Raw genomic sequence first — 22,476 nt, 5'->3', positions numbered from 1 at the left:
TCGTGCGCCAACCGGATCGAGCGCAAGCTCAACAAGCTCGACGGCGTGCAAGCCGAGGTCAATTATGCGACCGAGACCGCGCATGTCAGCGCACCGTCGACGATGGACCCCGCCGACCTGGTCGCCCAGGTCGAGGCCACCGGCTACACCGCGACACTGCCCGCGCCGCCGCAGGCGCACGACCACGGCTTCGACGGCGGCTCCCCGTCGTCGGCCGACGCGGAGCTAACAGCGCTGCGCCACCGCCTGATCGGCGCTGTCGTGCTTTCGGTCCCGGTGATCATCCTCGCGATGGTCCCGTCGTGGCAGTTCACCTATTGGCAGTGGGCCAGCCTGACCCTGGCCGCCCCGGTCGTCATCTGGGCGGGCTGGCCGTTCCACCGTGCCGCGTGGATCAACCTGCGCCACGGCGCGGCCACCATGGACACGCTCGTCTCTGTGGGCACGCTCGCCGCTTTCGCCTGGTCGCTGTACGCGCTGTTCTTCGGCACCGCCGGCGAACCCGGCCTGCGCCACCCGTTCTCACTGTCGATCGCCCGCGGCGACGCCACCTCGCACATCTACCTCGAGGCGGCCGCCGGGGTCATCATGTTCGTCCTCGCCGGACGCTACTTCGAGAAGCGCGCCAAGCGTGACGCGGGCGCGGCGCTGCGCGCCCTGTTGGACCTGGGCGCCAAGGACGCGACGGTGATCCGCGGCGGTGTCGAGCAGCTCGTCCCGATCGCCGACCTGCACGTCGGCGACGAATTCGTCGTCCGTCCGGGCGAGAAGATCGCCACCGACGGGGTCGTCGTCAGTGGCACGTCAGCCGTCGACGAGTCGATGATCACCGGTGAATCGGTGCCGGTGGAAGTCGCGCCGGACTCGCCGGTGACCGGGGCGACGGTCAACGCCGGCGGGCGCCTGGTGGTCCGCGCGACCCGCGTCGGCGAGGCGACCACCTTGGCCAGCATGGCCCGCCTGGTCACTGCCGCACAATCGGGCAAGGCGCCGGTCGCGCGTCTGGCCGACCGGATCGCCGGCGTCTTCGTCCCCATCGTCATCGCGATCGCCGTAGCGACGCTCGGGGTGTGGCTGGGCTCGGGGGCTGGCGCCACCGCCGCGTTCACCGCCGCCGTGGCGGTCCTGATCATCGCCTGCCCCTGCGCCCTGGGCCTTGCGACGCCGACGGCGCTACTCGTCGGCACCGGCCGTGGCGCCCAGATGGGCATCCTCATCAAGGGCCCCGAGATCCTCGAGTCCACCCGCCGTGTCGACACGATCGTCATGGACAAGACCGGCACCGTCACCACCGGGAAGATGACCCTGGTCGACGTGGAGCCCGCCGACGGTGTCGACCGCGCCGAACTGCTGCGCCTGGCCGGGGCGGTCGAGAACGCGTCGGAGCACCCGATCGCCGCGGCGATCGCGCGGGGTGCGCGCGAGGAAGTGGGCGAATTGCCCACCCCCGAAGGATTCGCCAACCTCGCCGGCAGCGGGGTCCAGGGCGTCGTGGACGGCCGGGCCGTCGTGATCGGGCGGCCAGCCCTGCTGTCGGACTGGTCGATCACCCTGCCCGAGTCCCTGGCCGCGGAGTTCGCCGCCGCGCAGCAGCGCGGTCACACCGTGGTGGCCGTCGGCGTCGACGGGCAGGCCGCCGGCATCCTCGGTGTCGCCGATGCCGTCAAGCCCAGCAGCAGCCAAGCCGTTCACGAATTCACCGAGCTCGGGCTCTCCCCCGTCCTGCTCACCGGCGACAACGAGGCCGTCGCCCGCACGGTCGGCCAAGAGGTCGGTGTCGACGAGGTCATCGCCGACGTCATGCCCGCCGACAAGGTCGCCGCCATCGCCAAGTTGCAGTCCCGCGGCAAAGTGGTAGCGATGATCGGCGACGGGGTGAACGACGCCGCCGCATTGGCCCAGGCCGATCTCGGCATGGCGATGGGCGCGGGCACCGACGTGGCGATCGAGGCCTCTGACATCACCTTGGTCAACGACGACCTGCGGGGCGCGGCGACGGCGATCCGGCTATCGCGCGCAACCCTGCGGACGATCAAGACCAATCTGTTCTGGGCCTTCGCCTACAACGTGGCGGCGATTCCGCTGGCCGCGTTCGGCCTGCTCAATCCCATGCTCGCCGGTGCGGCGATGGCCTTCTCCAGCATCTTCGTCGTCGGGAACAGCCTGCGCTTGCGCCGTTTCGCCGGATAGCTCGGACCACTATCGGCCCGAGGACACCCGTTCGACGACGACCACGCCGCTGTCCGACCGGGCGGTGACCTCGCCGGCCGCGGTCACGGGGTCGACGGTTTCGGGGACCCGGACCTTTGCCGAGACACCCGACTGGGCGCGGACCAGGAAGGGGCCGGCCCCGGGCAGCCCGACGGTCACATCGCCGCTGCGTGTGAGCGCCTCGACCGTGCGTGGCGCGGCGTCGCGGAAATCGACGGTGATGTTGCCCGACGACGTGGTCACGCTGAACCGCTCGGTCACCGAGATGGGTTCGTGGGCGACGATTTCGCCGGTGCCCGTGCGGCCCTCGATCTGCCGCGCGGAACCGCGCAGGACGATCGCACCGTCGCCGACGTGGGCGACGAGCCGGTCCAGGTCGGCGGTCACGATCACTGCTCCGAACCGCTGCTCGGTGCGCACTGTAAGTCGCCGGCCGACTTCGGGCGGCACCGACACGGTGATCTCGCCACCGCGCGCCCACTTGAGCGATGGCGAAGGATTCCCGGCGATCCGGACCCGGCTCTGCGTGCCGTCGTTGTCCACCACGAGCCGGTGCGCACCACTGTGGGAGGTGTTGACCAGCCGCAACTGCGCGGTGGCCCCGCGGGCGTCGCGGGCCGGATCGATGCGGATCGCCACCGGTACCGACGCGGTGTCGACGACCAGGGTGCGCATATCGTCGGGCAACGCCTGCTGATCGGTGACCACCCGCAGGTTGCTCACCCCCCACGCGGCGACGCCCAGTCCGGTGAGACTCACCGCCAGCACCGCCGACGCGACGAGGACGAGCAGGACGCGGACAGTCGAGCGACCGCCCGAGGTCAGGTGGGGTGGCGGATCGACCGGTGGTCGAACAGCGGGTGCAGTCATGGTGGTGTCCTTCCGGTATGTGGCGGGCTCGGTCAGGTCTCGAGGTAGCGCAGGACCGCCAGTACGCGGCGGTTCTCGTTCTCGTCGGGGGCCAGGCCGAGTTTGGTGAAGATCGATGCGATGTGCTTCTCCGCGGAGCCGACGGAGATGTACAGCTCGGCGGCGATCGCCGAGTTCGTCTTGCCCTGCGCCATGAGCGCCACAACGTCGTGCTCGCGCGGGGTGAGCTGGTCCAGCGTGGCACGCCGGTGCGATCGCACCAGGATCTGCGACACGACTTCGGGGTCCAGCGCGGTCCCGCCGCTGCCGACCGCGTCGACGGCCGCCAGAAAGGCCGGCACGTCGGCCACCCGGTCTTTGAGCAGGTATCCGAATCCCCGCGTGTCCGCGGCAATGAGGTCCGACGCGTACCGCTCCTCGACGTAGTGCGAGAGGATCAACACCGGCGACTCGGGGTTCTGGCTGCGCAGCAGGGCCGCGGCGCGGATGCCCTCGTCGGTGAAGGTCGGCGGCATCCGCACGTCGACGATGGCGAGGTCGGGTCGCTCCTGCGTGACGATCCGCAGCAGCTCGGTGGCATCGGGGACACCGGCCACGACCTCGTGCCCGGCATCGGCCAGGATCCGCTCGATGCCCGCCCGAAGCAGTGCCGAGTCCTCGGCGATCACGATGCGCATGGCAGCACCGCCGTCACAATAGTCGGTCCGGTGATCGGGCTGGACACGTCGAACACTCCGCCGGCCGCCCGCACGCGTTCGGCGAGGCCCATCAGGCCGGTGGCGTTGTCACCGGCCTCGATCGCTGCGCCGCCGCGGCCGTCGTCGAATACCGACACGCACAGGACGTCGTCGGTCTCGTCGAGGATCACAGTGACCACTGTCCGAGTGGCACCGGCGTGTTTGGCGACGTTGGTCAGCGCCTCGGCGACCACGAAGTAGGCAACCGCCTCGACTTCGGCGGGTAGCCGCCGCGGCAGGTCGACGTTCAACGACGTCGGTACGCCCGACGTCTCGGCACGGCCGACCACCGAGGACAGTGCGGCGTCGAGGCCGCGGTCGGCCAGGATCGTCGGGGCTATCCCCCGCACGACGTTGCGCAGCTCGACCAGGGCGCTCTTCGCGTCGTCGTGCGCCTCGTCGATCAGCGCGCGGGCACCGCCCGGATCGGTGTCGAGCTTGGTCCGCGCCAGGCCGATGGTCATGGCCAGCGACACCAGCCGGGGCTGCACGCTGTCATGCAGGTCGCGTTCGATCCGGTACCGCTCGACCTCCGCCGACGACACCGCTCCCTGCCGGGCATCGGCCAAGGCGTCGACCTGGTGGCGCAGCGCCGCGGTCGGCGACGGCGACAGCAACCAGCGGTCGATCACGGCGTCGAGGGCCGGGGTGAACAGCATGATCGCGGTGGCGACGGCGATCGCCACCAACGACACCAGCCACGCCAACGGCGGGGGCAGGAACTCCAGCCCGGCGTCGGCGTCGCTGTGCCGGATCGCAGTGGCGGCGGCGGGGCCCAGAAATGCGAACACCACCAGCGCGAATGCGAATCCCCCGGCCACGATGTCGACGGTCATCCGCAGGTAGTGGTGGGCGACGCCCTTCCAGAACCGGGCGCTGCTGAGATCGAGCCACAGCTGGTGCGCCCACCCCTGAAACCCCGCGTACTCCGACATCGTCCGCGGTGGAACACCGATCCCCATGCCGAACACTGCTTCGCTGCGCAGCCGCTCCATCCACTCGACGCCGCGCATCAGGTAGATGAACACCACTCCGGCGAGCAGGAAGCCGATGACCGACGGGATCGACGAGAGGGCGACGATCGCGATACCGAGCGGGATCCAGAACCACACGACGCCGATCAGGGCGCCCAAGAGCATCGACGCGGTCGGCACTACGCCGATCCGCCATCGCGCAACAAGGTCGGGGGTGGGATCGAGTGCAAAGGTTGCCACAGCCATGACTCGAATCTAGGCAGCCCGACCTCTGCGCGATACCGCGTTATCCGGACACCCCGGCGGGGGTTAACCCCCGTGGCCGATGACGATCGTCGGGACGACGACCGCATCGCCGCGAACGGTGAAGACGCGCGTACCGGGTTTGTGGCCCTTGCGGATCTCACTGAGGTCGGCGCCAGCCTCGGCCAAGCGGGTGTGCGAGGCCTCGATGTCACGGCTGGTCCACGCCAGCCCCCACAGTGTGATGCCGGGTCCGGCCGTGTCGTCGACCAGGACCTCGACAATCGTCCCGGCGCCCCGCAGGAAAAGCTGGTGTACACGGCCGCGGTCGCCGAGGGACAGGTTCTGCTCGAGCCGGAAGTCGAAGTCCAGTACGGCCCCGAACAGCGCGAGTGCCTCGTCACGCGAGCCGCTGCTCATCACAATGTGGTCCAGTCCGACGATGTCGCCGCTGCGATCTGGATCCACCGGCGCAAGGCCGGCAGTGTCGACGATCCCCACGGGCAGGCCGTCGACGACGGCGGTCCGCGCACCCGCGATCGGTTCGGCCGGCACCACTGCCCGGGCACGCCTGGCGAGTAGGGCTCCTGCGCCGACGAAGACATCGGCGGACTGCGGATCCACGAGGTCGATGGCGGGCACCAGCACCCTGGGACCACCGTCGCCGCCCCGCACGACGAGACGCGTGCTGCCGACCTGCCATTGACATGGCCCATCGGACTGCACCGACGGTGCGCCCAGCAGGGTGCCGTAGGCCGCCGCCGCGGCGTCCAGTCCGTGCGTGTCCAGGATGACGACCGACGCGACGCCCATCGCGGCGCTCACAGCTTGAGGTCGGGGTTGGCCGCCCTGAAGTCGCGCACCTGCTTGGGCAGCACGAATACGCCCTCCGCCTCCGCACAGAGACCGTCGTCGGTGCTCAATTCACCGGTCACGAACGTCTTCACCCCCTCGACGCGGGCGACGCGCGCCTCCAGCCGCACTGGGCCGAGCCGCGTCGCCGCCCGATAGCGGATGGTCAGCGTCCCGGTCATCCCAGGGACCCCGGCGTAGAAGGCGGCGGCACCGAGGACCTGGTCGAGCAGCAGGGCGACCATGCCACCGTGGACCACACCGGGCGGACCCTCGTAAGCCGCGCCCATGTTCGCCTGCGCTCGGACGAAACCGTCCTCGGGGAACACCTGCAGCGGCGCCGCAATGGGATTGCGCAGCCCCATCGCCGCATTGCCCCAGGAGCGCCGTGTGCCGTCGACGCCCCACTTGACCCCGAACGGCGCAGGCATGCGGCGTCGGTTCAACAGTGCCGTCGCCTGCTCCACCAACGCCTGGGCCGCGGTGACATCATCGGGGTCGGCGTCGGTGAGGAGCGTGGCGTCGATCAACGACCGGACCGTGTCAGTGAACGGCCCGAAAAGCTGCTCCTGCGCAGCGATCTCCTCGGCCGAATCCCGCTCGGCCGAGCGCCACTGCGCCTGGGCCCCATCGAACACCGACATCGCCGTCCTCGCTCTCCGCAGCAACGCACTTCTAGAACACGTTACAACTGTGCGGCCCAGTTCAATTGCGGGGTGTTCCGCGAGTAGCGTCTACCCCATGACTTATGTCCAAGAATGGAAAGCATTCGACGTCACGGTGGCTGACGGCGTCGCCGAGGTGACACTGATCGGCCCGGGCAAGGGCAACGCCATGGGCCCCGACTTCTGGAGCGAGTTGGTGCCGCTGTTCGGCGCGCTCGACGTCGATGGCGACGTGCGGGCGGTCGTCCTGACCGGGTCGGGTAAGAACTTCTCCTACGGCCTCGACCTGCCCGCTATGGCCGGCGACTTCGGCAAAGTCCTCGCCGACAACGCGAAGGCCCGGCCGCGGACCGAGTTCCACGACACCATCAAGCGGATGCAGGCCGGCATCAACGCCGTCGCTGATTGCCGCAAGCCGGTCATCGCTGCTGTCGCGGGTTGGTGCATCGGCGGAGGCGTCGACCTCATCACCGCCGCCGATATCCGTTTGGCCAGCGCCGACGCGAAGTTCTCCGTCCGCGAGGTCCGCGTCGCCATCGTCGCCGACATGGGCTCACTCGCCCGCCTCGGCGGCATCATCGGCGAGGGGCACCTGCGTGAACTCGCCTTCACCGGCAAGGACATCGACGTCACCCGTGCCGAGAAGATCGGCCTGGTCAACGAGGTCTTCGCCGACGGCGAGGCCGTGCTCGCCGCCGCGCGGGCCGCCGCGCGCGAGATCGCCGATCTGCCGCCGCTGGTCGTGCAGGGCACCAAGACCGTGCTCGACCACTCGCGCCGCGCCACGGTGGAGGACTCGTTGCGCTACGTCGCAGCCTGGAACGCCGCCTTCCTCCCCAGCGAGGACCTGACCGAAGCCATCACCGCCACTTTCGAGAAGCGGCCGCCGAACTTCCAGGGCAAGTAGGACGGGTCCGCCGATGTCGGATGCGACGAGCCCCCGCCCGCGGATCGCCATCGACTGCGGCCAGACGGGCGCGCGGGTCCGGGTTACCGACCCCGACCGCCCTGAACCGGTGGTCGTCGAGTTGCCCGGCGTCCGCACCGACCACGCGGTCATCCCCCAGGTCGCCGATCTCGTCGAACAGGCGTTGGGCGGCCGGTCGCTGCCCGGCGCCGAACTCGCCGCGGGCGTCTCCGGTCTGACCCCGGGGGCGACCCGGCCCGACGAACTACTCGTCGCCTGCGCCGCCGCCGGTGTCACGCGGGTCGCCCTGGCCCACGACTCGGTCACGTCGTTCCTCGCCGCAAACCGCCTCGAACCCGGCGCGGTCGTCGCTGCGGGCACCGGTGTCGTCACCCTTGGCGTCGGATCGGCGACCGCCAAAGTCGACGGCTGGGGCATGTTCGGCGACGCCGGCAGCGGCTACTGGATCGGCCGCGCCGGGGTCGAGGCTGCGCTGCGCGCCTTCGACGGCCGTGGCGCGCCGACCGCCCTCACCGAACTCGCCCAAACGGAGTTCGGCCCGCTCGACGAGATCTACATGATCATGCAGGGCGACCCGCTGCGCGTGCGGCGCACCGCCGGGTTCGCCAAGATCGTCGCCGCCACCGCCGAGGCGGGTGACACCGTGGCACACGGCATCATCGAATCGGCGGCCGAAGAGCTGGCGGTGTCGGTGGGTGCCGCGCTGCGCGGCGCCGGATGGCGACCCGGAGATCCGTGGCGGGTCAGCTGGATGGGCAAGGTGATCACCACCAACCCGCAGCTGCAGGCACGTTTCCGCGACCTGGTGGCCACCGCGCAGCCGGGAATCACCACCGCCGACCCGTACGGCATCCCGCTCGACGGAGTGTCGCTGCTACTCGACCTGCCCGGCGACAATCCGATCACGCGGCTCGTCGCCGGTGCAGGCCGGTAACCGGTCAGTCCAGGCCGGCGGCCAGCGAGTCGGCGAGCGTCTTCGCGAACGCCGCCGGATCCTTCAACTCCCCACCCTCGGCGAGCAGCGCCAGGCCGTAGAGCAGTTGTGCCGTCGGCACCAGGGTCTCGCGCTCCGATTCCGCGGCGACGGCCTTGTTCAGTCCGGCCACCAGCGGGTGCGCGGGGTTGAGTTCGAGTGCCCGCTTCATGTGCGGCACCGGCTGCCCGGAAGCCCGGTAGAGCTTCTCCAACTGCGGTGACATCGAGTAGGCGTCACCGACCAGGCAGGCTGCGGAATCGGTGAGCCGGCTCGACAGCCGCGCCTCGGTGACGTCCTCGCCCAGAACCTGCCCCAGCCAGGCCAGCAGGTCGGCGAACTCCTCGCCCTGCTTCTCCTGCTCCGCCGCGGCGGCGGCCTTCTCCTCGTCGCTGCGTTCCGCGTCGAGGTCGACGGCACCCTTGGCGATGGAGACGAAGCTGTGACCGTCGAACTCGCCGACCGCGTCCACCCACATCTCGTCGACCGGGTCCGACAGCGTCAAGACCTCGATCCCTTTGGCCGCGAACGCCTCCATGTGCGGGGAGTTGCGGATCTGCTGCTGCGACTCACCGGTCATGTAGTAGATCGCGTCCTGGCCCGACTTCATGCGGCCGACGTACTCGGCGATGGAGGTGAGCGCCTCAGCGGCGGCGTCAGCTGGCGCATGCGTCGACGTGAAGGCACTGGCCTTCAGGATGGCCTCGCGGTTGTCGGGGTCGTTGACCAGGCCCTCCTTGAACACCCGACCGAAACCCCGCCAGAATGTCGCGTAATCGTCGGGGCGCGATGCCCGCAGCTCACCGACGGTGCCGACGATCTTCTTCGTCAGCCGTCGGCGGATGGCCCGGATCTGGCGGTCCTGCTGGAGGATTTCGCGCGACACATTCAGCGAGAGATCCGCGGCGTCGACGACGCCCGTCACGAACCGCAGGTACTCGGGCAGCAGGTCGGCGTCGTCCATGATGAACACGCGCTTGACGTAGAGGTGGATCCCGCCGCGCTGCTGCACCGAGAACAGGTCGAACGGGGGCTGCGTCGGCAGGAACAGCAGGGCCTCGTATTCGAAAGTGCCCTCGGCCTTGACGGACACGACCTCCAGCGGCGAATCCCAGGCGTGGCTGACGTGCCGATAGAACTCGGCGTACTCCTCGTCGGAGACCTCGTCTCGCGAGCGGGCCCACAGCGCCTTGCCGGAGTTGAGGGTCTGCCACTCGATGGTCGGCTCTCCCGGCTCCTCGCCCTCGGCGGGCGGCGGGGCGGGAACGGTGACCTCCATCCGGATGGGCCAGCTGATGAAGTCGGAGTACCGCTTGACCAGGCGCCGCAGCTCGGCGGGGTCGGCGTAGTCGTGCAGGTGGTCGTCGGTGTCGGCGGGCTTGAGGAGCAGGGTCACGCTGGTGCCCTGCGGAGCGTCCTGCACCGTCTCGATCGTGTACGTCCCGTCCCCGGTCGACTCCCACTTGGTGCCGGTGGTCTCGCCGGCTTTGCGCGTGAGCAGGGTGACCTTGTCGGCCACCATGAACGTCGAGTAGAAGCCGATGCCGAACTGCCCGATCAGTGCGTCGGAGGCCGCCGCATCCTTCGCCTCGGCAAGCTTGCGCCGCAGCTCCGCGGTGCCCGAGCGGGCCAGGGTGCCGATGAGTCCGACAACCTCGTCGCGCGACATGCCGATGCCGTTGTCGGCGACGACCAGGGTGCGCGTGTCACCGTCGACGGTCGGATCCAGCGTGATGTGCAGGTCACCGGTGTCGACGTCGAGGTCTTTGTCTTTCAACGACTCGATGCGCAGCTTGTCGAGGGCGTCCGAGGAGTTCGAGATCAGCTCCCGCAGAAAGCTGTCCTTGTTCGAGTAGACCGAGTGGACCATCAGGTCCAGTAGTTGGCGCGTCTCGGCCTGGAACTCCATCGTCTCCGGTGCCGCCATGGTCGCTTCATCCTTTCGTCGGGCCCGGCTTCAGAAATCGTTGAAGGGCCGGGCCGGGTTGGCAATTCCCGACGACAGTGTATTAGCGCACAGCGACAGCGAATTCTCGGGCATGACTGCCTATGCTGAGAACATGACGCCGGGAATGACGCTGCCGCGCCTTCTGTGCGTCCAGGCCCACCCCGACGACGAGACCATCTGGACGGGCGGCACCCTGGCCCGGCATTGCGCCGCCGGCGGGGAGGCCGATGTGGTGACCACGACGTGGGGAATCGGTCGGCCACGCCACCTCGAACTCGTCGAAGCACTGGCGACGCTGGGCCTGCCCCGCCCGCCGATCATGCTCGGCTACGCCGACGGCGGGGTCCCCGGCTCCGCCGACCTCCCTCCGCTGGTCGACGCACCCTTCGACGATGAGGTGCGGGCGCTGACCGCCCATGTGCGCGCGCTGCGGCCCGACATCATCCTCACCACCGACGCCTTCGGGATCTACGGCCACCCCGACCACATCCACACCCACCGCCTCTGCCTGGCAGCCGCCGAGGCGGCCGCCGAGCCCCACCTCTACCCCGACGAGGGACCGGCTTGGCAGGTGTCGTCGATCTATCTCGTCACGGTGAGCGAATCGCGTTCCCGAGCAGCCTGGGAGCAGGTGATGGCGGTCAAAGCGCCTGGCCGCAGCGTCGGCACCCCCGACGAGCGGATCGACGAGACGATCGACGTCCGCGACTTCCTGGACGTGAAGTGGGCCGCATTGCAGGCTCACCGCACCGAGTTCGCCCGCAGCAAGACGATGCGCGCGATTCGCACTCTCGACGCACCGGTGCGCGAGTCACTCCTCGGGTGGGAGTGCTACGTGCGGCGCGACCTCGTCGGAGGTGGGCGCAGCCTCGACCAGTGATGTCGAGCCGAACCGCAGCCGCACGACGAGGATCACCGCCGCGATGGTCACGACTTGCAGCGCAGCGCCGCCGATCAGCGGTGCGCGGGGCCCGAATTCCTGTGCCATCCACCCCATCAGCGGCGCACCGAACGGCGTGCCCCCCATCATCACCATCGCGTAGAGCGCCATCACCCGGCCCCGCAGGGACGGATCGCTGGTCGTCTGGACGAACATGTTGGTCGCCGTCATGGTCAACAGTCCGGCGAGCCCGACCACGGGCAGCACCAGCAGGTACGGGACATACCCGGGCATAGTGCCCAGTAGCGCCAACAGGACCGCGAATACCATGGCGGCACCGACGACGAACCGGAGCCGGGGCGTGCGACTGCGGCGTGCGGCGAGCAGCGCACCGGTCAACGAGCCGATGCCCATGACCGATCCGGCCCAGCCGTAGGCCTGTGCGCCGAGGTGGAATTCCGTGTTCACCATGACGGCGTTGGTGAGCTGGAAGTTCAATGCGAAGGTTCCGACCCCGAAGCCCACCCCCAGCGCGATGAGGAGATCGGGGCGCGCCGCGACGTAGCGAAAGCCCTCACGGATCTGGCCTTTCGCCCGTGCCACCGGCGAGGCGCGGTCCAAGTCGTCGGGCCGCAGTACCAACAGCGCGATGAGCATGGCGCCGTAACTGGCCGCGTTGGTGAGGATCGCCCACCCGCTGCCCCAGCCGGCGATGATGAGGCCCCCGACACCGGGGCCGACGAGACGCGCGGCGTTGAACGACGCACTGTTGAGCCCGATCGCGTTGGTCAGGTTCTCCCGACCGGCAACCTCGGTGACGAACGCCTGTCTCGTCGGCACGTCGACGGCCGCCCCGATGCCGAATATCAGCGCAAGTAAATACACGTGCCAGGTGCGCGCGACACCGCTGATAGCGAGCACCCCCAGGACGAGCGCCGAGCAGGCCATCCAGCCCTGCGTCAGGGCCAGTAGCAGCCGCTTGTCCATGCGATCGGCGAGCAGACCGCCGACCGGGGACAGCAGCAGCGAGGGCAGGAACTGCAGGGCGGTCGTGATCCCGACGGCGACGGCCGAGCCGTGCGACAGCTCGAGCACGAGCCACGCCTGCGCGACCCGCTGGATCCACGTGCCGATGTTGGAGACGAGGGCGCCGGTGAAGTAGATGCGGTAGTTGCGGTGCTGCAGCGACGCGAACATCCGTGACTCCCGCACTGCCATCAAGCCCTACCGCCCCTTCATCGACGTCCCGCAAGCCCGTTCTTCCGACGCTACTCCGATTGGCGCATGCGAGACTGTCGGCATGTCCTCACTGATGTTGCTCGACGGCGCGAGCCTGTGGTTCCGCTCCTTCTACGCGATCCCGGAGAAGGTAACCGCACCCGACGGCCGCCCGGTGAACGCGGTGCGCGGATTCCTCGACACCATTGCCGCACTGGTCGCCAAGCACGAACCGAGCCGTCTCGTCGTCTGCCTCGACCTGGATTGGCGACCCACGTTCCGCACCGACCTGATCCCCTCCTACAAGGCCCACCGGGTCGAGACGGCCGCAGACGACCAGACCGGTGTCGACGTCGAGGAGGTGCCCGATGCGCTGACACCGCAGGTCGACATGATCCTGACCGCGCTGCGGTGTGCCGGCGTCGCGACTGCCGGCGCACCCGGGTGCGAGGCCGACGACGTGATCGGAACCCTCGCCTTCGCCGAGGCGACCGACCCGGTTCTCGTGGTCAGCGGCGACCGCGACCTGCTCCAAGTGGTGGCCGACGATCCGGTGCCGGTGCGCGTCCTCTACGTGGGGCAGGGGCTGGCGAAAGCCCAGCTGATGGGGCCGGTCGAGGTAGCAGAGCGCTACGGGTTGACCCCCGCACGTGCAGGCACCGACTACGCGGAGATGTCGATGCTGCGGGGCGACCCGTCCGACGGACTGCCCGGCGTGCCAGGGATCGGCGAGAAGACCGCGGCGAAACTCCTCGTCGAATTCGGCAGCCTCGACGCACTGGAGGCAGCGGCCAAGACGGGGGCACCGGCCCTCAAGCCACGGGCCCGGTCATCGTTGCTGGAATCGGCCGACTACCTTCAGGCCGCGCGCACCGTCGTGTTCGTCAAGAACGACGCCGAACTCGTCGACCAGCCCGACGACCGACTCCCCGCTGCACCGGCCGATCCGGCGGCCCTGGTCGCCCTGGGCACCGAGCTGGGCATCGAATCATCCCTGCAACGGCTCGGCGCGGCGCTGTCCTGGCCATCGCCGTGACCGGTGGTCAGTGCGGCGCACCGACCTCGAAGCCGCCCTTGTTGTCGATGAAGGTCAGCGTGACCTTCTGCTGCCGACCCTCGATGGTGACGGTGCAGTCGAAGGAGTTCCCCTCCTTGACGCGCTCACCGCTGGGGCAGCTCACATTCGACAGCTTCTCCACCTGGTAGTTGTTCGTCAGGATCTGCTTGACCCCGTCCTGCGCGCCCGACTGCGACAGTGTCTTGGGTGCCCAGCCCGGAGCGATGAACGCCGTGAAAGCCAAGAGGCCGCCGACGACCAGCACCGCGATGAGCGAGCCGATGATGGCCTTGAGTGCGGTATTCGGGCCCGATTTAGCCTCGCCAGGTTGGCCCGGCTGCATTGGCTGACCGTAGGGCGGCTGACCGTACGGCGCCGGGCCGGTCTGGACCGGCAGCGGACCGGTTTGACCGTAAACCGGCAGCGGACCGGTTTGCCCGTACGCCGGCGGGGCGTACTGCGCGTACTGCCCGGGAGCCTGCGCCCCCGGCGGAACCGGATACGCCGGCTGCCCCGGCGCCGGGTATTGCGGTGCCGCATACTGGGGCGCATCGGTGTGTGGCGTCACCGCTGGTCCGGGCGGCGGATACGGAGCGGCCGACGGTTGCACAGCTGCTTCCGGCTGCGCCAGCTGATCGGGTCGGGCGGGCATCGGGTACTCCAGGACCGGCGGGGCCTCGGGCGCGGTCGGTTGCTCGACGACCTGCGTCGCATCCTGCGCCGGGTCGTTGCTCGACTCCCCGGAGCCTGGCTGCAGCGGATCGGTCATGGCGGTCCCTCCTCGTCAACGCGGCGCACCGGATTTGCGGTGGCAGACGGGGCCAACGCTACCGCAAGTCAGCCGATCTCGACCGCGACCACACCGCGGCGGATCGCACCAATCGCCGCGATCGCGGCGCGTCCTACGCCATCTCCCGGACCGGCGCATCCGGCGATCTGGTCGAGCAGATCGATGACCTGACGGTTCCAGCGGACGAAATCACCCGGCGAGAGGAGTTGTCCCGCCTCACCGGCGGCCATCAGCGATTCCGCCAACGAGCGGCCCGACGCCCACATCGCCACCGCGACCGAGAATCCGGTGTCTGGTTCACGCGTCGGGGAGACGCCGTGGCGCATTTCGACCTCGACGAGATCGCGCCAAATCCGGTTCGTGTCCGCCAGTGCGCCGCGCAATGCCGCGGACCCGGGCAGTCGGTCCGCCGCAGCCGCCGACTCGCGCCGCGACGTGTAGACCAGGCTGGCGACGACGGCCGCCAATTCCCGGGGTGCCAGATCACGCCACACACCCTCGCGCAGGCACTCGCTGACCAGCAGGTCGCTCTCGCTGTAGATCGAGCGCAACACCATCCCGGCGTCTGTGACAGTCTCGTCGGCGAGGTAGCCCAGCTCCGACAGCACGGCCACGACCTTGTCGAAAGTGATGGACAACTCCGAGGTCCGCTGTGCGATCTCCTCGTCGAGCGCGCGCACCTCGCGCAACAGCCGGTTGCGCTGCTGGGCGAGTCGCACCAGTTCCTCGTCGTCGGCGGTGCGATGAGCCGGGTGAGCCCTCAGCTGGGCCCGCATCCGGGCCAGTTCGGCGTCATCGGCGGCAGCCGCCCGTTTGCGCTGCTTGCCCTTGGGCAGGTCCACCCCCGTCGCCCGCAGCGCCGACGCCAGGTCACGACGCCCACGACCGGTGCGCCGGTCGACGTGGCGGGCCAGGCGCATGTTTCCCAGGACCTCGGGGGCGTTGAGGAAGTCGCGCACACCGACCCGGCCGCACCAACCGTCTTCGGCCAGCACCATCGGCTTCGGATCGACGATGTTCTCGGCGGGTTCCACGACGACGGCCGTACCGCGGTGCCGGTTGCCGTAGAGGCCGATGATCTGTCCCCGCTTGAGTCCGGCCAGCGCCTCGCCGATATCGAGCTGCGCGTCGTCGCGGCGGGCGAACCGGAGTTCGCGCTCGCGCCGACGGATGTCCTCGCGCAATTCCATGTACCCGACGAAACCCTGGTAGTCGGCGTCGTCGTCGACCGCCTCCTCGATGCCGCGCTGCTGCGCCGCACGCGCCAACTCACCGTCGACCTTGCGCAGCGAATGACGCAGGCCGTCGAGCTTGCGGGCACGCCCGACCACCGACCGGTCGGCCTGGAATTGGGCGAAGGAGCGCAGCAGCAGCTCGCGCGAACCGTCAAGACCGAGCCGGTCGATCAGATTGACCGCCATGTTGTACTCGGGCGTGAACGAGCTGCGCAGCGCGAACGTCCGCGCCCCGGCCAGGCCCGCGACCTCGGCGACCTGCATCTGCGGGGTCCACACGACGACCGCGTGCCCCTCGGTATCGATCCCGCGGCGCCCGGCCCGTCCCGTGAGCTGGGTGAACTCGCCCGGGGTGAGGTCGACGTGCGCCTCGCCGTTGTACTTGACCAAGCGCTCGAGCACCACCGAACGCGCCGGCATATTGATGCCCAGTGCCAGTGTCTCGGTGGCGAACACCACGCGGACCAGTCCGCGCACAAACAGTTCCTCCACCGCGTGCCGGAAAGTCGGCAACAGACCCGCGTGGTGGGCGGCGAACCCGCGCCCGATACCCAACCGCCACTGGTCGGCGCCGAGCACCTCCGCGTCCACCGGTGACAGCTCCGCCAGGTAGCGGTCGGCGATTTCGAGTGCCTGCTGCCGCTGCTCGTCGTCGAGCAGGTTGATGCCCGAGCGCACACATTGCGCCAGCGCACCGTCGCACCCGGCACGGGAGAAGATGAAGTCGATGGCCGGCAGCAGGCCGTCGCGGTCCAGCCGCACCACCATCTCCGGGCGCGACACCGGCCGTGTGCCGCCGCGCTGTCCCCCGGCTCGTCCGCGCCCACGGTCGCGCCCCCGCGTCCGCGGGCCGCGACGGTCATCGCGCTCGCCCGCCGACGACAGGTCGCGATGCGCGATATAGCGCGTCAGCTCCGGGTTGACGCGCTTGCCGCCCTCAGCGACGGTGCGCGGGTCGTACAGGTCGAACAGCCGGTTGCCCACCAGCATGTGCTGCCACAGCGGGACCGGCCGGATTTCGTCGACGATGACGGTCGTGTCACCGCGCACCGTTTGGATCCACGCGCCGAACTCCTCGGAGTTCGACACCGTCGCCGACAGGCTCACCACCCGCACCGACGGGTCGAGGTGCAGAATGACCTCCTCCCACACGGCACCGCGGAACCGGTCCGCCAAGAAGTGCACCTCGTCCATCACGACGTAGGACAGCCCGTTCAACGTCGGCGACTGCGCGTAGATCATGTTGCGGACCACCTCGGTGGTCATCACGACGACCGGGGCATCGGCGTTGATCGAGTTGTCGCCGGTCAGCAACCCCACGTTGCCCGCGCCGTGGATCGCCACCAGGTCGTGGAACTTCTGGTTGCTCAGCGCCTTGATCGGCGTCGTGTAGAAGCATTTGGTGCCGCTGGCCAGGGCCAGGTGGACCGCGAACTCCCCGACGATCGTCTTGCCCGCTCCGGTGGGCGCGCACACGAGCACGCCGTGGCCGGCGGCGAGGGCCTCACAGGCCTGCCGCTGGAAGTCGTCGAGGCGGAAGTCCAGGCGTGCTGTGAAGTCCGCAAGAGTAGTCATCGACTACAGGATGTCATCGAAGTTCTGTTCGTCGCGAACCGATTGTCGGGTGGCACCCGCGGAGGCGGGAATCTGGCTGGCCACCGGCCGGGCGCTCGGCGCCGGGATCGGGCTCGCCTCGTCGTCGGACAGATACTCGATCGCACTCCGCTTGCGGGCTTTGCGCCTGTCGTTGACGCGGGCCACCTGGATCGACAGTTCGAGCAGGACGGTGAGCGACAGCGCCAGGGCCAGCATCGTGAACGGGTCTTGTCCGGGCGTCACGACCCCGGCAAATAGGAACATGCCGAAGATCAGGCCGCGCCGCCATTGCTTGAGGCGCTGGTAGCTGAGGACGCCGATCATATTGAGTGCGATCAACAGGATCGGCAATTCGAAGCTGATCCCGAAGATGATCAGGAGGTTGAGGATGAACCCGAAGTACTTGTTGCCGTCCAGCGCGGTGGTCTGCACCTCGCTGCCGACGCTGAGCAGGAAGTGGAAGGCCTTGCCGACGACGAGATAGGCCAGCACGGCTCCCATGACGAACAGGAAGCTGGCCGTCGCGACGAAGCTGAATGCGTAACGCCGTTCGTTGCGGTGCAGGGCGGGCGTGATGAACCGCCACAGTTGGTAGAACCAGATCGGCGCCGCCAAGACGACACCGGCGGTCATGCCGACCTTGAGCCGCAGCATGAACTGGTCGAACGGCCCGGTCGCCAGCAGTCGGCACTGCCCATCGGGCGAGAACGACGCGCGCACGTCCTGGGGCAGGCTGCAGTACGGACCGCGTAGCAGCTCCCCGAGCGACTCGAGCCGCCACACGCCTTGCGAGTACCAGATGAACCCGACGACCGTGGTCGCCGCGATCGCCACCAGCGCGATGATCAGACGGCTGCGCAGCTCACGCAGGTGGTCCACCAACGACATGGTGCCGTCGGGATTGACCTTGCTGCGGCGGCGGCGAGGGTCGAAGGGGATGCGCACAGGTGGGGTGGGCTAAGCCGTTTTCTTCTCCGACGCGGGGTCGGCATCAGCGGCCTTCTCCCCCGGCGGCAGTTCGCGCGGCGCGGCTTCGGGCGCATCGGCCGTCTTGCCGTCGCCGGTCATCTCGCGCATCTCACTCTTGAAGATCCGCAACGACTGCCCCAGTCCGCGGGCAGCAGCCGGCAGCTTCCCCGCCCCGAACAAGACGACGAAGATGATGGCGATGATTGCCCAGTGCCACGGGCTCATTGCTCCCATTGGACGAACTCCTGCTCGATCGGGTCGTGAACTCGGTGTCGAGTCTACGCGACCGCCCGCTACCGGTAGTGCGCGCGCGCCGCGACGGCCCGACGGGACACTTCGGCAGCCACCTCCGGCTCGTCGACCACGCGGATGGAGCCCCCGGATCCCAGGAGAAAGCGGACGAGCCATTCGGCCGACCCGTAGCGCACCCGGGCCCGTACCGGGCGAGTCGGGTCATCCGACGGTTCGTCGAGCAGATCGACCAGGTAGTTCTCGATGACCCACGCCGCACCCGGGTCGATCTCCAGCTCAGCGGTGAGCAGGACCTCGTCCTCCCAACCGGCTGGCGGGGGCGACTGTACCGCCTGTTCGGGCGGAGCGGCCGGCTCATCGAGACGCTGTGCCGCCTCGATCCGGTCGAAGCGGAACAGCCGTGTGTCCTCTGACGAGCGGCACCAGGCCTGCAGGTAGGCGCTGCCGTCGATCAGCTGGACGGTGATCGGGTCGACGATCCGCTCGCTGATCGTGTCGCGCGACGGGGTGTAATAGCGGATCCGCAGCGCCCGATGTTCACGGACCGCGGCGTGCACCTCCTCGAAGACGGCGTCGCGGCCGCTCGAGGGCGAATCGTCGTCGACTGCCTGGCCTGCCTGTGCCGCCTCACGCGCAGCGGCTGCCGCGGCCGCCAATTCTTCGCCGCGGGCCCGCAGGCCCTTCTTCTTCTTGCGGTGCACCGGCACGGCCATGGCCGCCTCGATCTTGGCGATCGCCCGTCGCGTCGCATCGGTGTCCACGCCCGCGATATCGGCGAGTGTCGCCAACGCGGTCTGCAGCAGCGCCGCTTCGGCCCCGGTCAGCCGCAGCGGTCGGTCCATTCCCGCCGTAAACGCAACCCGGACATACCCTGAGTCGTATTGAACGTCGATGAGGTCCTCGAAACCGTTTTCCCGATGACCGCAGACGAACAGCTGCTCGATGTCTTTGGTCAGCTGCGCCGTGGTGATACCGAGGTCGGCGGCCGCCTCGTCGAGCTCGATGCCGTCACGCGCGGCCAGGTAGGGCACCATCGCCAATAGTCGGGAGAACCGCGATACCGACGGGGCGGCCATCACGCCACCGCCATCGCGTCGAGGGCCGCGACGACCGAGTCGCGCAGCGACTGCGGTTCGCGCACGACCGCATCAGGTCCGGCTGCCAGGACCGCGCGTGTCAGAGCGGTGCTCGAGTCGTACTCGATGACCAGGTCGTCGCCGTCGACGCCGTCGAGCTGCGCAGGCACCGCGCTCACCGCGAATCGGCGCAGTCCGTCGGCCCGATCGGCGGCCACCCAGACACGGGCCGTGGTGACCGTCTCGCGAAACGCCGCGTCGACCGATTCGGCCACGGCGTCGCGCAGTCCGTCGCCGGTCACGGCGGGGGTGAAGGCCGCCACCGGTCCGGTCGGTGTCACCTCGGTGATCCGCGACAGCCGGAAGGTGCGTCGCTCGTCGCGGTCGCGGTCATGACCCAGGACGTACCAACGACCCCGTCTGGTCACCACCCCCCAGGGCTCAAGCACGCGCTTGACCGCCTTGGCGCCCGGGCGCTGGTAGACCAGTTCGACCGCCTGACGCTTCTCACTGGCCTCCAGCAGTGCGCGCAGCACCCGCTCGTCACCGGTGCCGCGCCCGGCCACGGCGGCCGGGCCGATGCCCCACTCCTGGTCGGCGGCTACGTCGATCCCGGCGGCGCGCAGTTTGAGCGCCGCGCTCTGCGCGATCTCCGCGACCTCGGAGCTGTCCCAGAGCGCGGTGGCCAGTGCGACCGCCGCCGCCTCGTCGGGCTCGAGGTGGATGTCGGGCAGTTCGTAGCGCTCCCGGTCGATCCGATAGCCGTCCTCGGTCTCTCCGAAGCCCGAGGTCGGGCCGGTGATGACCGGAATACCCAATTCACGCAGGTCGGCTTTGTCGCGTTCGAACATGCGGTAGAAGGCGTCGTCGCTGCTGTCGTTCTCGTAGTAGCCGCCCACGTTGGCGCGGATGTACTCGGCGGAGACGAACTGTCGGGTGGACAGCAGGCAGATGACGAGGTTGAGCTGTCGCTCGACTTTCTCGCGTTTGGGCACGACTACCAGGGTAATGCCACCTACATCGAGGCGATGAGCCGATCGACACGCTCGTCGACCGAGCGGAACGGATCCTTGCACAGCACGGTGCGCTGTGCCTGGTCGTTCAGCTTGAGGTGGACCCAATCGACGGTGAAGTCGCGCCCGGCGGCCTGGGCGGCACTGATGAACTCGCCGCGCAGCCGGGCCCGGGTCGTCTGCGGCGGTGTGTGCACCGCCGCCTCGACGGCCTCATCGGTGGTGACCCGGGAGATCAAACCCTTGCGGGTCAAGACGTCGGCGACACCGCGCCCCGGCTTGATGTCGTGGTAGGCGAGGTCGAGCTGGGCGATCTTCGGATCACCCAGGTCGATGTCGTAGCGGTCGAGGTAGCGGTTGAACAGTTTGCGCTTGATGACCCAGTCGATCTCGGTGTCGACGGCGGAAAAGTCGTCGGATTCGACGGCGTCGAGCATCCGCCCCCACAGATCGACGGTCTTGGTCAGCATCTCGTCGGGTGCACGGTTGGCCAGATGGTCCACCGCGCGCGCGTAGTACTCGCGCTGGATGTCCAGGGCACTGGCCTCGCGCCCGCCGGCCAGCCGCACCGTCCGGCGGCCCGTGGGGTCGTGACTGATCTCGCGGATCGCCCGGATCGGGTTGTCCAGGGCGAAATCGCGGAAGCTCATGCCAGCCTCGATCATCTCCAGCACCAGCAGCGCCGAACCGACTTTCAGCATCGTGGTCGGCTCGGCCATGTTCGAATCCCCGACGATCACGTGCAGGCGGCGGTACTTCTCGGCGTCGGCATGAGGCTCGTCGCGGGTGTTGATGATCGGACGTGAGCGCGTCGTCGCGCTCGACACGCCCTCCCAGATGTGTTCGGCGCGCTGCGACAGACAGAACTGCGCCGAACTCGGCGTCGCGAGCACTTTGCCCGCTCCGCAGATCAACTGCCGGGTCACCAGGAACGGGAGCAGGACGTCGGAGATCCGGGAGAACTCGCCCGAGCGCACCACCAGGTAGTTCTCATGACACCCGTAGGAGTTGCCCGCCGAGTCGGTGTTGTTCTTGAACAGGTAGATGTCGCCGCCGATGCCCTCGTCGGCCAGTCGGTTCTGTGCGTCAACGAGCAGGTCGACGAGGATCCGCTCACCGGCCCGGTCGTGGTTGATCAGCGTGAGGATGTCGTCGCACTCGGCGGTCGCGTACTCCGGGTGCGAACCGACGTCGAGGTAGAGCCGTGAACCGTTGTCGAGGAACACGTTGGAGCTGCGACCCCACGACACCACGCGGCGGAAGAGGTAGCGCGCAACCTCGTCAGGACTCAGGCGGCGGTGTCCCCGGAAGGTGCAGGTGACCCCGAATTCGGTCTCGATACCCATGATCCGGCGCTGCATGGCTCAACCCTTCTTCGACGATCGGCCGCCGTCCAGCAGAGTGGATACCTCGTCATGGCCCAGGCGTCGGAACGCCCGGCGCGGCCGAGTGCGGTCGAGCACGGCGACTTCCAGGTCGGCCGCCGTCAGCTCGCGCGGCGCTGCCGTAGCGTCGCCACCGTTGCCCGCCGGCGCCGAGACCGGCGTGGACAGCGCGTCGACGGCGACCCGCAGGGCCGCCGCCAACTCCAGGCCCGGCTCGAATGATTCGGCGAGGGCCGTGGTGATCGCGTCGGTGTGCCCGCCCATCACCAGGAACCGGGTCTCGTCGACCACCGAGCCGTCGTATCCGATGCGGTAGAGCTGCGACGGGGTGTCGCGGCCCGGTTTGGCGACCTCGGCGACGCAAAGCTCCACCTCGTAGGGCTTTGGCTGCTCGGTGAACACGGTGCCCAGCGTCGTTGCATAGGCGTTGGCCAGGGACAGGCCGCTGACGTCAGCGCGGTCGTAGCTATATCCACGCAAGTCGGCGAGCTGGATACCGGCGCGGCGCAGGCTTTCGAACTCGTTGTACTTGCCGACCGCGGCGAATCCGATGCGGTCGTAGATCTCCGAGATCTTGCGGAGCGTGTTCGACGGGTTCTCCGCG

The 22,476-nt window shown here is 69.0% G+C and carries 20 protein-coding genes; 5 read left to right on the top strand and 15 right to left on the bottom strand.

The window, feature by feature from the left end; translation table 11 throughout:
- Positions 1-2,190, top strand: a 2,190-nt coding sequence (locus B4L26_RS06115) for a heavy metal translocating P-type ATPase (RefSeq protein WP_290717067.1), incomplete at its 5' end; no start/stop codon positions are given.
- A gap of 9 nt (positions 2,191-2,199) precedes the next feature.
- Here the strand turns inward: B4L26_RS06115 and B4L26_RS06110 are convergent.
- The 5 genes from B4L26_RS06110 to B4L26_RS06090 form a co-directional block, all read right to left on the bottom strand.
- Positions 2,200-3,081, bottom strand: a complete 882-nt coding sequence (locus B4L26_RS06110) for a hypothetical protein (protein WP_290717064.1) — start codon at positions 3,079-3,081, stop codon at positions 2,200-2,202.
- 32 nt (positions 3,082-3,113) lie between these two features.
- The gene (locus tag B4L26_RS06105; RefSeq protein WP_290717061.1) at positions 3,114-3,758 is read right to left on the bottom strand and encodes a response regulator transcription factor; all 645 of its coding nucleotides are present in this window, start codon (positions 3,756-3,758) and stop codon (positions 3,114-3,116) included.
- The gene (locus B4L26_RS06100) at positions 3,746-5,038 is read right to left on the bottom strand and encodes a sensor histidine kinase (RefSeq protein ID WP_290717059.1); all 1,293 of its coding nucleotides are present in this window, start codon (positions 5,036-5,038) and stop codon (positions 3,746-3,748) included. Before B4L26_RS06100 ends, B4L26_RS06105 begins: the two co-directional genes overlap by 13 nt.
- A 63-nt stretch (positions 5,039-5,101) precedes the next feature.
- Positions 5,102-5,860 carry a VOC family protein gene (locus B4L26_RS06095; RefSeq protein WP_290717057.1) on the bottom strand — a complete coding sequence of 253 codons (759 nt, stop codon included), beginning with the start codon at positions 5,858-5,860 and terminating at the stop codon, positions 5,102-5,104.
- Positions 5,857-6,531, bottom strand: coding sequence for a PaaI family thioesterase (locus B4L26_RS06090; RefSeq protein ID WP_290717054.1), 675 nt, complete (start codon positions 6,529-6,531; stop codon positions 5,857-5,859). The genes B4L26_RS06095 and B4L26_RS06090 overlap by 4 nt, the downstream gene beginning before the upstream one ends.
- Before the next feature lie 97 nt (positions 6,532-6,628).
- On the opposite strand from B4L26_RS06090, the gene B4L26_RS06085 reads away from it, so the two are divergent.
- Both B4L26_RS06085 and B4L26_RS06080 read left to right on the top strand, forming a co-directional pair.
- On the top strand, positions 6,629-7,459 hold the full coding sequence (locus tag B4L26_RS06085; RefSeq protein ID WP_290717051.1) for a crotonase/enoyl-CoA hydratase family protein: 831 nt from the start codon (positions 6,629-6,631) through the stop codon (positions 7,457-7,459).
- Between the two features lie 13 nt (positions 7,460-7,472).
- Positions 7,473-8,414: an N-acetylglucosamine kinase gene (locus tag B4L26_RS06080; RefSeq protein WP_290717048.1), complete on the top strand. Its 942-nt coding sequence runs from the start codon at positions 7,473-7,475 to the stop codon at positions 8,412-8,414.
- A 4-nt stretch (positions 8,415-8,418) separates the two neighbouring features.
- On the opposite strand, the gene htpG is transcribed toward B4L26_RS06080, so the two are convergent.
- On the bottom strand, positions 8,419-10,380 hold the full coding sequence (htpG, locus tag B4L26_RS06075; RefSeq protein WP_290717045.1) for a molecular chaperone HtpG: 1,962 nt from the start codon (positions 10,378-10,380) through the stop codon (positions 8,419-8,421).
- Positions 10,381-10,525: 145 nt separating this feature from the next.
- Between htpG and B4L26_RS06070 the strand changes: the two genes are divergently transcribed.
- On the top strand, positions 10,526-11,281 hold the full coding sequence (locus B4L26_RS06070; protein ID WP_290717073.1) for a PIG-L family deacetylase: 756 nt from the start codon (positions 10,526-10,528) through the stop codon (positions 11,279-11,281).
- Here the strand turns inward: B4L26_RS06070 and B4L26_RS06065 are convergent.
- Positions 11,213-12,499 carry an MFS transporter gene (locus B4L26_RS06065; protein ID WP_290717042.1) on the bottom strand — a complete coding sequence of 429 codons (1,287 nt, stop codon included), beginning with the start codon at positions 12,497-12,499 and terminating at the stop codon, positions 11,213-11,215. The genes B4L26_RS06070 and B4L26_RS06065 overlap by 69 nt on opposite strands.
- Before the next feature lie 94 nt (positions 12,500-12,593).
- Here B4L26_RS06065 and B4L26_RS06060 point away from each other — a divergent pair, with 94 nt between their 5' ends.
- The gene (locus B4L26_RS06060; RefSeq protein ID WP_290717070.1) at positions 12,594-13,535 is read left to right on the top strand and encodes a 5'-3' exonuclease; all 942 of its coding nucleotides are present in this window, start codon (positions 12,594-12,596) and stop codon (positions 13,533-13,535) included.
- Positions 13,536-13,542: 7 nt separating this feature from the next.
- Here B4L26_RS06060 and B4L26_RS06055 read toward each other — a convergent pair whose 3' ends face one another.
- The 8 genes from B4L26_RS06055 to prcA all read right to left on the bottom strand — a co-directional run.
- Entirely contained in the window at positions 13,543-14,325 is a 783-nt protein-coding gene (locus tag B4L26_RS06055; protein WP_290717039.1) for a DUF4333 domain-containing protein, read from the bottom strand.
- Between the two features lie 68 nt (positions 14,326-14,393).
- Complete coding sequence (locus B4L26_RS06050) at positions 14,394-17,156, bottom strand: DEAD/DEAH box helicase (protein WP_290717036.1); 2,763 nt, start codon at positions 17,154-17,156, stop codon at positions 14,394-14,396.
- Positions 17,157-17,159: 3 nt separating this feature from the next.
- Positions 17,160-18,122 carry a twin-arginine translocase subunit TatC gene (gene tatC / locus B4L26_RS06045; RefSeq protein WP_290717034.1) on the bottom strand — a complete coding sequence of 321 codons (963 nt, stop codon included), beginning with the start codon at positions 18,120-18,122 and terminating at the stop codon, positions 17,160-17,162.
- A gap of 12 nt (positions 18,123-18,134) precedes the next feature.
- On the bottom strand, positions 18,135-18,380 hold the full coding sequence (gene tatA / locus B4L26_RS06040; protein ID WP_290717030.1) for a Sec-independent protein translocase subunit TatA: 246 nt from the start codon (positions 18,378-18,380) through the stop codon (positions 18,135-18,137).
- 59 nt (positions 18,381-18,439) lie between these two features.
- Positions 18,440-19,474 carry a helix-turn-helix transcriptional regulator gene (locus B4L26_RS06035; protein ID WP_290717027.1) on the bottom strand — a complete coding sequence of 345 codons (1,035 nt, stop codon included), beginning with the start codon at positions 19,472-19,474 and terminating at the stop codon, positions 18,440-18,442.
- On the bottom strand, positions 19,474-20,469 hold the full coding sequence (locus B4L26_RS06030) for a helix-turn-helix transcriptional regulator (protein ID WP_290717025.1): 996 nt from the start codon (positions 20,467-20,469) through the stop codon (positions 19,474-19,476). The genes B4L26_RS06035 and B4L26_RS06030 overlap by 1 nt, the downstream gene beginning before the upstream one ends.
- A gap of 20 nt (positions 20,470-20,489) precedes the next feature.
- Entirely contained in the window at positions 20,490-21,848 is a 1,359-nt protein-coding gene (pafA, locus tag B4L26_RS06025) for a Pup--protein ligase (RefSeq protein ID WP_290717023.1), read from the bottom strand.
- A 3-nt stretch (positions 21,849-21,851) separates the two neighbouring features.
- Positions 21,852-22,476 (bottom strand): proteasome subunit alpha (gene prcA / locus B4L26_RS06020; protein WP_290717020.1); only part of this gene is annotated, 625 nt, incomplete at its 5' end.

This window comes from Gordonia sp. UBA7599, from assembly GCA_002477755.1.
Taxonomy (GTDB): domain Bacteria; phylum Actinomycetota; class Actinomycetes; order Mycobacteriales; family Mycobacteriaceae; genus Gordonia.
This window is presented reverse-complemented; position numbering and strand designations above follow the sequence as displayed.

Coding starts and splice junctions, on each gene's coding strand:
- B4L26_RS06080 (WP_290717048.1), top strand. CDS start 7,473: ATGTCGGATGCGACGAGCCCCCGCCCGCGGATCGCCATCGACTGCGGC.
- pafA (WP_290717023.1), bottom strand. CDS start 21,848: ATGCAGCGCCGGATCATGGGTATCGAGACCGAATTCGGGGTCACCTGC.
- B4L26_RS06050 (WP_290717036.1), bottom strand. CDS start 17,156: ATGACTACTCTTGCGGACTTCACAGCACGCCTGGACTTCCGCCTCGAC.
- B4L26_RS06060 (WP_290717070.1), top strand. CDS start 12,594: ATGTTGCTCGACGGCGCGAGCCTGTGGTTCCGCTCCTTCTACGCGATC.
- B4L26_RS06065 (WP_290717042.1), bottom strand. CDS start 12,499: ATGGCAGTGCGGGAGTCACGGATGTTCGCGTCGCTGCAGCACCGCAAC.
- B4L26_RS06110 (WP_290717064.1), bottom strand. CDS start 3,081: ATGACTGCACCCGCTGTTCGACCACCGGTCGATCCGCCACCCCACCTG.
- B4L26_RS06035 (WP_290717027.1), bottom strand. CDS start 19,474: ATGGCCGCCCCGTCGGTATCGCGGTTCTCCCGACTATTGGCGATGGTG.
- B4L26_RS06085 (WP_290717051.1), top strand. CDS start 6,629: ATGACTTATGTCCAAGAATGGAAAGCATTCGACGTCACGGTGGCTGAC.
- tatA (WP_290717030.1), bottom strand. CDS start 18,380: ATGGGAGCAATGAGCCCGTGGCACTGGGCAATCATCGCCATCATCTTC.
- B4L26_RS06070 (WP_290717073.1), top strand. CDS start 10,526: ATGACGCTGCCGCGCCTTCTGTGCGTCCAGGCCCACCCCGACGACGAG.
- B4L26_RS06055 (WP_290717039.1), bottom strand. CDS start 14,325: ATGACCGATCCGCTGCAGCCAGGCTCCGGGGAGTCGAGCAACGACCCG.
- htpG (WP_290717045.1), bottom strand. CDS start 10,380: ATGGCGGCACCGGAGACGATGGAGTTCCAGGCCGAGACGCGCCAACTA.
- B4L26_RS06090 (WP_290717054.1), bottom strand. CDS start 6,531: ATGTCGGTGTTCGATGGGGCCCAGGCGCAGTGGCGCTCGGCCGAGCGG.
- B4L26_RS06100 (WP_290717059.1), bottom strand. CDS start 5,038: ATGGCTGTGGCAACCTTTGCACTCGATCCCACCCCCGACCTTGTTGCG.
- B4L26_RS06105 (WP_290717061.1), bottom strand. CDS start 3,758: ATGCGCATCGTGATCGCCGAGGACTCGGCACTGCTTCGGGCGGGCATC.